The organism is Marinobacter lacisalsi, assembly GCF_042651045.1.
GTDB lineage: Bacteria > Pseudomonadota > Gammaproteobacteria > Pseudomonadales > Oleiphilaceae > Marinobacter > Marinobacter lacisalsi.
Genome location: NZ_JBHSDI010000001.1, coordinates 51,111 through 62,522, shown reverse-complemented (window position 1 = coordinate 62,522; position 11,412 = coordinate 51,111). Strand labels below are relative to the sequence as shown.

9 protein-coding genes are annotated in these 11,412 nt (G+C 60.7%); 2 read left to right on the top strand and 7 right to left on the bottom strand.

Going from position 1 to position 11,412, the window contains the following annotated elements; translation table 11 throughout:
- Positions 1-8 precede the first annotated feature (8 nt).
- Complete coding sequence (locus ACFOZ5_RS00280) at positions 9-1,115, bottom strand: GGDEF domain-containing protein (protein ID WP_379884597.1); 1,107 nt, start codon at positions 1,113-1,115, stop codon at positions 9-11.
- 370 nt (positions 1,116-1,485) lie between these two features.
- Here ACFOZ5_RS00280 and ACFOZ5_RS00275 point away from each other — a divergent pair, with 370 nt between their 5' ends.
- Both ACFOZ5_RS00275 and ACFOZ5_RS00270 read left to right on the top strand, forming a co-directional pair.
- Positions 1,486-1,944 carry a hypothetical protein gene (locus ACFOZ5_RS00275; protein ID WP_379884595.1) on the top strand — a complete coding sequence of 153 codons (459 nt, stop codon included), beginning with the start codon at positions 1,486-1,488 and terminating at the stop codon, positions 1,942-1,944.
- Positions 1,941-2,390, top strand: coding sequence for a hypothetical protein (locus ACFOZ5_RS00270; RefSeq protein ID WP_379884594.1), 450 nt, complete (start codon positions 1,941-1,943; stop codon positions 2,388-2,390). Before ACFOZ5_RS00275 ends, ACFOZ5_RS00270 begins: the two co-directional genes overlap by 4 nt.
- Positions 2,391-2,657: 267 nt before the next feature.
- Here the strand turns inward: ACFOZ5_RS00270 and nirD are convergent, their stop codons facing one another.
- The 6 genes from nirD to ACFOZ5_RS00240 form a co-directional block, all read right to left on the bottom strand.
- Positions 2,658-3,026 (bottom strand): nitrite reductase small subunit NirD, encoded by a 369-nt coding sequence (gene nirD, locus ACFOZ5_RS00265; RefSeq protein ID WP_379884592.1) that lies wholly within the window; start codon positions 3,024-3,026, stop codon positions 2,658-2,660.
- A 342-nt stretch (positions 3,027-3,368) separates the two neighbouring features.
- A complete protein-coding gene (gene nirB / locus ACFOZ5_RS00260; protein WP_379884590.1) occupies positions 3,369-5,888 on the bottom strand; it encodes a nitrite reductase large subunit NirB in 2,520 nt (839 codons plus the stop codon).
- A 36-nt stretch (positions 5,889-5,924) separates the two neighbouring features.
- Complete coding sequence (locus ACFOZ5_RS00255) at positions 5,925-7,145, bottom strand: NAD(P)/FAD-dependent oxidoreductase (RefSeq protein WP_379884588.1); 1,221 nt, start codon at positions 7,143-7,145, stop codon at positions 5,925-5,927.
- Between the two features lie 320 nt (positions 7,146-7,465).
- Positions 7,466-8,299, bottom strand: coding sequence for an ABC transporter ATP-binding protein (locus tag ACFOZ5_RS00250; RefSeq protein WP_379885408.1), 834 nt, complete (start codon positions 8,297-8,299; stop codon positions 7,466-7,468).
- A 188-nt stretch (positions 8,300-8,487) separates the two neighbouring features.
- Positions 8,488-9,483, bottom strand: coding sequence for an ABC transporter permease (locus ACFOZ5_RS00245; protein ID WP_379884586.1), 996 nt, complete (start codon positions 9,481-9,483; stop codon positions 8,488-8,490).
- Between the two features lie 30 nt (positions 9,484-9,513).
- A complete protein-coding gene (locus tag ACFOZ5_RS00240) occupies positions 9,514-10,869 on the bottom strand; it encodes a CmpA/NrtA family ABC transporter substrate-binding protein (protein WP_379884584.1) in 1,356 nt (451 codons plus the stop codon).
- Positions 10,870-11,412 lie beyond the last annotated feature (543 nt).

The following is an 11,412-nucleotide window of genomic DNA, read 5'->3' as shown; positions in this document are numbered from 1 at the left end:
CGTCTGAATCAGGCCGCCAGAACCTGATTACGACCACTGTTCTTTGCCTGGTAAAGTGCCTCGTCAGCCCGCTTGAAGGTGGATTCCAGGGGCTCCCCGGCATGGTGCAGTGCCACACCCTGGGAAACGGTTACCTGGTAACCTTCCGGCAAGGCATCGAAACGCAGTGCTTCCACCGCGCGACGAATGCGTTCGGCGGCCGGTACGGTCATGTCGGGTGTGGTTTCCGGGAAGATGATCAGGAATTCCTCCCCGCCAATCCGGCCAATATAATCTCCCTTGCGGATGGCCGCTTCAATGGTCCGGCTGACCTTGCGCAGTATTTCATCCCCTGCCTGATGACCGTATGTGTCGTTGATACGCTTGAAGTGGTCGATATCCAGCACGCTGATACCCAGCGCCTTGGGGCCAGCCGACTGTCTGTCACTGCGGGCGACTTCCCGTTCGAACTGTTCCATTACGGTACGGCGGTTGGGCAGGCTGGTCAGCGGGTCGCGGGTTGCCAGTTCAACCAGCTCCAGGTTGGCGTGTTTGAGTTCCCGGTTACGGGCACCCAGCTCCTGGCGCAGGTGGGAAATGAAGCTGCCGAGGTAGGCAATAATGGACAGTACCGAGCCATAGGCAAACAGCGTAACCGCTTCCAGAGGCCAGTAGACATGGTCCGGCTTCTTCCAGGTAAGCAGCAGAACCAGACCGAGATAACCAAGCCAGAAGAACCAGGCGATCGTCAGCATCTGGCGCCGGTTGAGGGCAAGGGTGCCGAACATGAGGCCCCCGGCGGCCAGCAGCAGAAAGAGAATGCGTCCCTGGGGCAGCGCTACAAAGAACATGGCATAAAGCGAAGGCAAGACCGGCCAGACAATCTGGGCCATGGTCATGCTCGGGTCGCGGAATCGGAGGTTGATGCCGAACTGCAGTATCAGGACCTGCAACGTGCCAATCAGGATGCTGCTGGCAAAGAACACCATCATGGGCGCCAGTGGCAGGAAGCCCCCCATATACAACCCGGCTACCGCGAGCGCGGTACAGCCATGGTTGGCAAAGCCCCAGATCATGCGCTTCAGGCGCAGGGCCTGGGCACGCTGAATCCGTTGTTCGATGGTTTCTGCCGACATGTCGTCACTGACCCTGGCGAGAAGTCTGAGTGGCTGGGCGTTGTACCGCCGTTCCACGGCACCGTCTAGGCGCTGCAGACTCTCAAAATCGATTCTTATACGGTTGTTTTAAAGTGCGCCAAGATTATCACGAATTTGGCCATCTGAGGTGCCATCGGATTACAAATATCACCTCGAACCCTACAGGTCTATTAATTCGGGGTTAGGTGGAGGTCTCATCGGTTGGCAGTTAACTAAAGCCTTACTGTAGCAGAAGCGTAGGGATCTGGAGGTGAAGGCTAGTTGTTCGGCCACATGTCTTTTTCAGCTGAATTGTTGGCTTGCTGAAGCCTATGCTAGCGTCCAAAGCTCAAATACAAGGAGGTACATAATGGAAATGAGAACGCAAAATATTGGTGGTGGTGTTTCTGTAGGAGCTTTAAACACCGCGTACCTTTCCTTCCGTACATCTGAGGAATCTGACCCCGTTCGTTATGGCTTTGGTGGTGCTGGGCTGCGCGAACCGGCGATTGCCGATGCAGATTGGGTCACCACCGAGTGGTCACCAATCAGTTTAAGTCGGCATCCGTGGCTGAAGGAGCTCCATGCTCTGGAGGGCCATCGGTGTGAACTGAAGATTTCCGGCAACACAATGCTTGGATTTGGCAGTGTGGCGGTCGAGTTCACTGTCTACGACAAGTTCGGGCATCCCATCCACTCTTTGGTTGCAAAGTTCCTTGACGTAACGGGAGGTTCTTTTCTCTGGGGAGAGCGAAAGGCATCAGGACCAATACACCGCTTGCCTGAAGTTTCTAGCCGTCACAAGTCGACCCTGACAGAGGTGGGATGAGCATGGTGCATTCTGCTGTCAATGCCGGCGATCGGAACGAGAGAAGCGACGGCCAGAAGCCTAAAAAGTTTGCCAGTATCGTTTTATTGATTGTGGCAGCCTGGCCCGCCTTGCTTCTGGGCCACTTTGGTTTCGCACGTGAATCAATCGGATGGATCCTGGAATACCAGGGAGGCGCCTCGCTCTTTCTTAAAGGGGTCACCACCCCGTATTTCACACTTGGGGTAGCGATCGTTTTCCTGGGGCTCGTCGTGAAAGAGTTTCTGATCGAGAATCCGGGGCGCAGACTGGTCGCTAACGTGCTGGCACTGGTGGTTTTCTTTGCACTGTGGCTTTGTATTATGCTCGCTGTCTCCGCACCCTTGTCCGAGGCCTCTGGCTCTGGCCAGCCCAGTGGCGGTGCGCCGCAGAACCAGGTTGATTCAATGAGTCGGAATGGCGAATAGCTGTTAAACGCAGCCATACGGGGCAATGCGCGTCCAAATGGCAGCCCGTATCGGGAGTCCGGCGTGCGGGATTGAGGCGGAGTCGGGAGTTCGCTTCTTCCGGAAATCGAAAACTCGCTGCGCTCAGACAACGATTCCCTGCAGAAACAAACCCCCGGCTCCACCTCCTCTGGCCCTGGAGTGGCCTCATAAAAAGCACGGAAGCTGTGAAGGGGGGGGAGGCCGGCTTCCGTGCGTACTGCTCTGGTGTCCCGTCTGGCTGGCGGATCAGGCCGCTTCGACGAGGGATTTTGCCTTGCTGACCTCCAGTCTTACCGCGTTACCGTCCAGCAGCACCCGGTAGGTTCTCACTTTCACGCTGTCATCTTCCAGGCACTGACCGGTTACCAGGTTGAAGTGCTGCTTGTACAGAGGTGAGGCCACCACCGGTTCGCCCTTCAGGTCGCCGGTAATGCCACGGGCAAGAACGTTGGCGCCGCTGAACGGGTCGGTGTGGCTGATGGCGAACAGGGCCGGCAGCCGATGGGGGATATAGAAAATGGCCACCGGACCCTCCGGGGTCCAGACAGCGATGCCGGATTCGGGTACCAGGTCGTCGACGGTGCAGACGATGTCCCATTGGCTGGTGGTTTTCATGGTGGTGCTCCTCTGTCTGTTTCTGTCTTGTCTATTCTGGTTTGAGAGCCTTGGTGGCTTCGGCGGAGCGGGGGTATCTTCCCTCCGGAAAAAAGAACTCGCTGCGCTCAGACACCTTTTTTCCTGCGGGAAGACACCCCCGCCCCACCTTGATCGAACATGCGGCGGGTCTTCCCGGAAACCTGTCTGGGGTGTTCTTCGTTTTCCGCCGTTCGCCCCCCATGGTTTGCAGGAGGTGGGCGGGGATCCTTTTCTGCAGGGAAAAAGGTGTCTGAGCGCAGCGAGTTCTTTTTCCCGGAAGAAAAGCGTCGCCGCTCACCTCCCACCACCCAGGCCAGAAAATCAGGCCGGCTCGGCATCCGTCTCCAGCAGGGGCCGCCGCTGATCCCGCTCGGTCGTCCACATCTGCACCGGGTCCTTCTTCTCCGGCGCATTGACGAACTCACGGAACCGCTTGCGCTTCTCGGGATCCTCCACCGCAGTCTTCCACTCGCACTGGTAGGTGCCGACAAGATCCGCCATGTGCTGCTCCAGCTCATCGCCGATGCCCAGGCGGTCCTCCAGTACCACCTCCTTGAGGTAGTCCAGGCCGCCTTCCATGTTCTCCATCCACACGCTGGTGCGTTGCAGACGGTCGGCGGTGCGCACGTAGAACATCAGTACACGGTCGATGGTCTTGATCAGTTGTTCGTCGTCGAGATCGGTGGCGAACAGATCCGCATGGCGGGGGCGCATGCCGCCGTTGCCGCACACGTACAGGTTCCAGCCGTTCTCGGTGGCGATCACGCCGATGTCCTTGCTCTGGGCCTCGGCACACTCACGGGTACAGCCGGATACCCCCATCTTGACCTTGTGGGGCGCGCGCAGGCCCTTGTAGCGGTCTTCCAGGAAGATGGCCATGCCCACGCTGTCCTGCACGCCGTAGCGGCACCAGGTGCTGCCGACACAGGACTTCACCGTGCGCAGGGACTTGCCGTAGGCGTGGCCGGTCTCGAAGCCGGCGGCGATCAGCTTTTCCCAGATGTCCGGCAACTCGCTCAGGGTGGCGCCAAACAGGTCGACCCGCTGGCCGCCGGTGATCTTGGTGTACAGGTTGTACTCCTTGGCCACCTGGCCCAGCACGATCAGCTTGTCCGGGGTGATTTCACCGCCGGGCACCCGGGGGACGATGGAGTAGGTGCCGTTCTTCTGCATGTTGGCCATGAAGGTGTCGTTGGTGTCCTGCAGGGGCACATGGTCCGTGGCCAGGATGTGCTCGTTCCAGCAGGTGGCCAGGATGGAAGCAACCGCCGGCTTGCAGATGTCGCAGCCATGGCCGCGGCCGTGCTGTTCGATCAGTGTGCGGAAGGTGCGGATGCCGTTGACCTTGACGATGTTGAACAGGTCCTGGCGGCTGTACGGGAAGTGCTCACAGATGTCCTTGCTGACTTCCACGCCGCGTTTTTCCAGTTCGCTGTCCACCACGTTCTTGAGCAGGGCGGCGCAACCGCCACAGCCGCTGCTGGCCTTGGTTTCCGACTTCACGGCTCCCAGATCGGTGGCACCGGCGTCGATGGAGCAGCAGATATCACCCTTGGTGACATTGTGGCAGGAGCAGATCTGAGCGGTATCCGGCAGGGCATCCGGGCCCAGGGTGGGGGCGCCGCCCTGGCTTTCAGGCAGGATGAGGCTTTCCGGATTCTCCGGCAGATCGATGCCGTTGAGGGCGTACTGCAGCAGGGTATCGTAGTGGCTGTTATCGCCCACCAGGATGGCGCCAAGCAGCTTCTTGCCATCCTCGCTGACCACAATGCGACGGTAGTGCCCGGCTTTCTCGTCGTTGAAGCGAATGTTGCGGGCGCCGGGGGTTTTGCCGTGGGCGTCGCCGATGGAGCCGACGTCGACACCCAGAAGCTTGAGCTTGGTGCTCATGTCCGCGCCGGTGAAAGCGGCCTCTTCGTCATTATTCAGGGCCGCGGCCAGGGTTCGGGCCATGGTGTAACCCGGGGCCACCAGCCCGAAGATCTGCTGGTTCCACAGGGCACACTCGCCGATGGCGTGGATGTGCGAGTCAGAGGTGGTGCACTGGTTGTTTACCATGATGCCCCCGCGCTCGCCGATTTCCAGTTCGCAGGCCCGGGCCAGGGCGTCCTGGGGGCGGATGCCAGCGGAAAAAACGATCAGGTCTGTCTCCAGGAAGGAGTCGTCACTGAAGTTCATGCGCAGGCGACAGTCTTCACCGTCGACGATGCCGGTGGTGGCCTTCTCAGTGTGTACCTGAACCCCGAGTTCCTCGATCTTGCTGCGCAGTACCGCACCGCCATCTTCATCCAGCTGAACCGGCATCAGGCGCGGGGCAAACTCCACGACGTGAGCGTCAAGACCCAGGCTCTTGAGGGCGTTGGCGGCTTCCAGACCCAGCAGGCCACCACCGACCACCACGCCGGTCCTGGCGACATCGGCGCAGGCACGGATGGCATCCAGGTCGTCCAGGGTGCGGTAGACAAAGCAGTTGGCGTTGTCCTTGCCGTTGATGGGCGGCACGAACGGATAGGAGCCGGTGGCCAGCACCAGCTCATCGTATTGGTAGCTGCCTTTCGGCGTAGTGACCGTGCGAGCCTCGCGGTCAATGCCGGTGACCTGCTCGTGCAGGTGCAGGTCGATGTCGTTTTCGGTGTACCAGTCGGCGGTGCCCATGGCCAGGTCGGCGTGGGTGGAGCCGCTGAAGTACTCGGACAGGTGCACGCGGTCGTAGGCCAGCTGTTTCTCTTCACCGAAGACGATCACCTTATAGTCGTCGGCAGCGGGCGTTGCCACGAACTGCTCCAGGAAATGGTGGCCTACCATGCCGTTGCCAATCACGATCAGGGTCTTGTTACTCATGGTTCTGTCCTCTCTCAATCTCTCGAATTCTGTTGTTCAGGCTGCCTGCTCGCAGTACTCGGGGCCGAAGGCGAGGTTGGCCCGCCAGGGGGTGATGTCATGCCCCAGCTGGATCTGCTCCGCATACCAGGGGCCGTCGGTGGTGTCGCCAAACAGCACAGTGCCCACCAGACGGCCGTCACTCAGCAGCAGGCGGCAGTAGCGGTTCTGTTCGTAGTCGTGCCAGACGATGGACTCGGTCGGTCCGTCCGCATCGGTCTGGCCGCAGGAAAAAATGGGGATGCCGCTGATCTTCAGCCGGGTGGGCTGGCTGGCGGACTGGAACGTCTGGTCACTGGCATGATCGCGGAGAACGTCCGCCAGAACCTGTGCCTGCTGGTAGCCCGGGTCCACCAGGCCAAAGGTATGGCCATCGATTTCGCAGCACTCACCCAGGGCGTAGATAGCCGGGTCGCTGGAGCGCAGCTGGCGATCGACCCGAACGCCACGACCGCACTCCAGGCCGGCCTCGCGGGCCAGCTCGGCGTTGGGGGTAATGCCGGCGGCGGTAATCACCAGGTCGGTGCTGATCAGGGTGTCGTCGTCCAGCTGCACCGCCCGTACGCAGCGCTTGCCCAGCAGGGCGGCGGGTGAATGGCCGGTGCGAATGCTGAGGCCTCGCTCTTCCAGGCTGTCGGCCAGCAGCTGGCTGCCAGTGGTGTCGAGCTGGCGGTTGAGCAGGTATGGATTGCGGTGCAGCACGGTGACGGCCATGCCCCGGCAGCGCAGCCCTTCAGCCGCTTCCAGGCCGAGGAAGCCGCCGCCGATGACCACAGCACGACCATAGCGCTGGCTCAGCTCGATCAGCCGGCGGGTGTCCCGCAGGTCCCGGAAGCTCAGCACGCCGTCCAGATTTTCCCCGTCGATACCCAGGGGCGCGGGGCGGGCGCCGGTGGCCAGCACCAGGGTGTCATAGCCGAAACTCTGGCCGCTGGCGGTTTCGACCTGCTTGTTATCACGGTCAATGCCGGTGACCGGGTCGCCGTAGTGTCGCTCAATACCGGCGGCGTCGAACCAGCTGTCTTCCTTCAGTCGGATCTGGTCCAGGGTGGCATCGCCAGCCAGTACGGACGACAGCAGCACGCGGTTGTAGGCGGCGTCCGGTTCTGCGCCCAGCACCACGATCCGGCTGAACGGGTGGCCGCCGTCGTGCAGCTGCTCCAGCAGTCGCTGGGCCACCATGCCGTGTCCGCAAATAACCAGTGTGTTCGAGTCCATAGGGCTGCTCCCGTTGGGTTCCGGTTGCCATTGGCGGGACGAAAAAAAGCCGGAGCATCAGGTCCCCCGAGGGAGAACGATGGTCCGGCGCCAATGCCAACAACGATGTTCTGTGAAGTCCGAAGACTCCTGGATGGTCCGGCCTGTCCATGGCCGGGACGATCATCCGTACCTGAGTTAATGCGAGTACCGTGCCAGCAAAAATTAATCCTTTGGTTTCATGTCGGTAGCGTATTCAGGCGATGTTCGGGCCGGGGTCGGCGTGCCCTCTGAGCGTTCACCACCCCGGTTTTCTGCACCGACATCGGGCACGAGAACCTTCAGGCTATGGCCTGCAGGCCCCTGCGGGTCTCTGAGCTTTCCTCATGGTCCTGGTCGTCATCGTCTTTCTGCTTTTCCTGGTCCGGGAAGCGCTGCTTCTCATAGAGGAACGACATCACGGCCTGCCGGTAATGCATGTAGTCCGGGTTGTCTGCCAGCGTCACCCGGTCGCGGGGCCGGGGCAGCTCGATGGCCAGGTCCTCGCCGATGGTGGCGGCCGGTCCGTTGGTCATCATGATGATCCGGTCCGACAACAGCACGGCTTCGTCCACATCGTGGGTGATCATGATCACCGTGTTATTGAGATCCTTCTGGATCTCCATCAGCGAATCCTGAAGATGCGCCCGGGTCAGGGCATCCAGCGCCCCGAAGGGTTCATCCATCAGCAGCACACTGGGCTTCATGGCCAGCGCCCGGGCAATGCCCACCCGCTGCGCCATACCCCCGGAAATCTCCCCGGGGCGCTTGTCGATGGCGTGGTCCATGTGCACCAGCGCCAGGTTGTGCAGGATCCACTCCTTGCGCTCCTTCCGGCTCATGGACTTGCGGAACACCTGCTGCACCGCCAGTTCCACGTTCTCGTACACCGTCAGCCACGGCATCAGCGAGTGATTCTGGAACACCACCGCCCGCTCCGGCCCGGGTGTTGTCACCTCATGGCCATCCAGCACGCAGCCGCCTTTGCTGGCGTTCAGCAGGCCAGCGACGATGTTAAGCACGGTGGACTTGCCGCAGCCGGAGTGGCCGATCAGGGAGACAAATTCCCCCTTCTTGATCTTAAGGTTCAGGTTGTCGAGGGCGACAAACGGCCCCGACTGGGTATCAAACGCCATCTGGACGCCGGTCAGTTCGAGATGTGATTTGTTCATGGAAGCCACCTTTGAGGTCTCGGAGTCCCGGGCGGGTAGTGCTTTCCGGGACCGTCAAAAACAGGGATGTTTTTGTCGAGCGTACATGGACGTATTTACCGCGTGTCCCGGAAAGCACTACCCGCCCGGGACGCCATGCACCGAAGCTTTAACTATTCGTTCCAGGCCACCTTGCGCTGAATCAGCAACATGCCCCGATCCAGCAGGAAGCCAATAAACCCGATGGCCAGCACCGCCACCATGATCCGGCTCAGGGACTCACTGCTGCCGTTCTGGAACTCATCCCAGACAAACTTCCCGAGGCCCGGGTTCTGGGCCAGCATCTCCGCTGCAATCAGCACCATCCAGGCAATGCCCAGGGACACCCGCAGCCCGGTAAAGATCATCGGAATCGACGACGGCAGAACCACCTTGCGAACGTGGGTCCAGAAAGACAGCCTCAGCACCTTCGATACATTCACCAGATCCGGATTGACCGCCGCCACGCCAAAACTGGTATTGATCAGCGTCGGCCACAGGCTGCAAAGGGTCACCGTGAACATCGAAGTCAGAAACGCTTTCTCGAACATCGGGTCGTCGCTGACATAGGTCGCTGATACCACCATGGTCACCAGCGGCAGCCACGCCAGCGGCGATACCGGCTTGAACACCTGGATCAGCGGATTGATCGCTGCATTCACATGCCGGTTCAGCCCGATCACAATGCCCAGCGGCACCGCAATGAGCGTGGCCAGGGCGAAGCCTGCCAGCACCGTCACCAGACTGGTACCAATCTGGTCGACAAAGGTCGGTGCGCCCGGATAGTCCCGGATCTTCACCTCCGCATCGGGGTTGTCCGCCAGGATGCGGGCGTTGCGTTCCTCCTGCATGGTGACGAACTTATCCGCCCGGGCCCGCTGGTCCTGATGCTCCTGCCACAGGGCGCCGGCCTGCTCCACCACATCGGCCGGCCCGGGAAAGGCGCCCAGGGAGGTCTGAACCTGGGGAGCGGCCACGTGCCAGAGCCCGACGAACACCACAATGCCCACCAGTGGCAGCAGAAGCTGCTGTGCCCTTGTCGCCAGCTGGCGTGGGGTGAAAAAGTCCGCCAGGGTGGCCAGCCAGCGGCCGGCCATGGTTGATGGATTGGTTTGGCTCAGGGTGCTCATAGCCGTTCTCCCTCTCTCAGTAAGTCAGGTTCAGGGCGTGTCATCGCCCTTCAGCCCGATATCAAAACTATCGATATAGGCGTTGGGTTCGCGGGGTGTGAAGACGACACCGTCGATCAGCTCCCCCTGGTGAGGCCGGACAAAGTTCTCCGCCTCCAGGTCCGGGAAATCGTCCGCCGACAGGGTGCCGTCCTCGATCAGGGTGCGGGCGGCTTCCTTGTAGATGTCGGCCCGGTAGACTTCCTGCGCGGTCTTCATGTACCAGTCATCGGACTTGGGCTCCGGAATCTGCCCCCAGCGGCGCATCTGGCTCAGGTACCAGATGGCATCCGAGGGGTAGGGATAGGTGGCGTAGTAGCGGAAGAACACGTTGAAGTCCGGTACTTTGCGCACATCGCCTTTTTCATACTCGAAGGTGCCGGTCATGGAGTTGGCGATCACTTCCTCATCCGCCCCCACATACTGCGAGCGGGCCAGGAGCTTCACCGCTTCCTCCCGGTTGGCATTGTCGTTCTCATCCAGCCAGTGGGCCGCACGAATCAGTGCCCGCAGCAACCGCAGATGGGTGTTGGGGTTTTCCTCAGCCCACTGACGGGTCACCCCGAACACCTTTTCAGGATTGTTGGGCCAGATTTCGTAGTCGGTGATCACCGGTACGCCGATACCCTTGAACACCGCCTGCTGGTTCCAGGGCTCGCCGACGCAGTAGCCCTGGATGGTGCCGGCTTCCAGGGTGGAAGGCATCTGCGGGGGTGGGGTGACTGACAGGTGTACGTCGGCCTCCAGGGTGCCGCTGGTGTCACCGCGCTGGGGGGCGTAGTAGCCGGGATTCAGGCCGCCGGCGGCAAGCCAGTAGCGCAGCTCGTAATTGTGGGTGGAGACCGGGAATACCATGCCCATGCGGAAGCGCTCGCCCTGGTCCCGGTACTGCTCAACCACGGGTTTCAGGGTGCTTGCGCTGACGGGGTGTTGCGGGTTGCCGTTGTCGTTGTCGGGAATCTGCTGCTTCATCACCTCCCAGACATCATTGGAAACGGTAATGCCATTGCCGTTCAGGTCCATACTGAAGGCCGTAATAACGTCGGCCTGGGTGCCATAGCCGATGCTGGCGCCGAGGGGCTGGCCGGCCAGCATGTGAGCACCATCCAGCTCGCCGGTGATCACCCCGTCCAGCAGGACTTTCCAGTTGGCCTGGGCCTCCAGTTCCACGAACAGGCCTTCATCCATGAAGAAACCCTGTTCCCAGGCCACCGCCAGGGGTGCCATATCCGTCAGCTTGATAAAGCCCAGTTTCAGGTCCGGTTTCTCGGCCGGGCCGATTTCCGCGTGGGCAGTGCCCGTCAGCCCGAGAACCAGGGATGTCGCCAGTATCAGATTCCGTTTCATTGCTTCCCCCTAAGAGGTCTTTCAGTTGGTGGAGCGCCTGACGAAAGGTCAGGGGCCCCTTTACTCGCAAAAAAAAAACGCCTGCCCTCCGGTTTCCAGAAGGACAGACGCCAATGTCTGCAGATCAGTCAGAATGTTTCGGAGCGGGCCACGCCATTGGGACCGTTCCTGAGTGGACTATTGCAGCTCTCGTGCCAGTTATTGTTTTCCTTTTAAAACAGCATGATGGGGTTTCCAGGTGGCGACTCGGCGGGAAAAGGGCCGTAGATGGCGGTGCATTTTCAGGCGTCACGCACCAGCGGTGTGCGAAAAAACAGCGGTGAACGAACGACTACGTCCTTCGATTCACCTGCAGAGAAGGGGGAGGGGTGCCCAACTGGCTGAGTCTGTTGTGATTTGGTGGGCGACAAGGAGGTATAGCCCAACCGTGCTGAGCGGTGGAACTATTCTTGCTTGGTCATGGGTATCTATATAAGGGTGTCCCGCCTTGCGTCTTTGCAACCGGTGGGACCTTGGCGGGCAACGACGCCCGACTGGTCTGTT

Excerpts from the sequence above, each read along its gene's own strand:
- ACFOZ5_RS00240 (WP_379884584.1), bottom strand. The coding sequence starts at position 10,869 with ATGAAACGGAATCTGATACTGGCGACATCCCTGGTTCTCGGGCTGACG.
- nirD (WP_379884592.1), bottom strand. The coding sequence starts at position 3,026 with ATGAAAACCACCAGCCAATGGGACATCGTCTGCACCGTCGACGACCTG.
- ACFOZ5_RS00250 (WP_379885408.1), bottom strand. The coding sequence starts at position 8,299 with ATGGCGTTTGATACCCAGTCGGGGCCGTTTGTCGCCCTCGACAACCTG.
- ACFOZ5_RS00280 (WP_379884597.1), bottom strand. The coding sequence starts at position 1,115 with ATGTCGGCAGAAACCATCGAACAACGGATTCAGCGTGCCCAGGCCCTG.
- nirB (WP_379884590.1), bottom strand. The coding sequence starts at position 5,888 with ATGAGTAACAAGACCCTGATCGTGATTGGCAACGGCATGGTAGGCCAC.
- ACFOZ5_RS00275 (WP_379884595.1), top strand. The coding sequence starts at position 1,486 with ATGGAAATGAGAACGCAAAATATTGGTGGTGGTGTTTCTGTAGGAGCT.
- ACFOZ5_RS00245 (WP_379884586.1), bottom strand. The coding sequence starts at position 9,483 with ATGAGCACCCTGAGCCAAACCAATCCATCAACCATGGCCGGCCGCTGG.
- ACFOZ5_RS00255 (WP_379884588.1), bottom strand. The coding sequence starts at position 7,145 with ATGGACTCGAACACACTGGTTATTTGCGGACACGGCATGGTGGCCCAG.
- ACFOZ5_RS00270 (WP_379884594.1), top strand. The coding sequence starts at position 1,941 with ATGAGCATGGTGCATTCTGCTGTCAATGCCGGCGATCGGAACGAGAGA.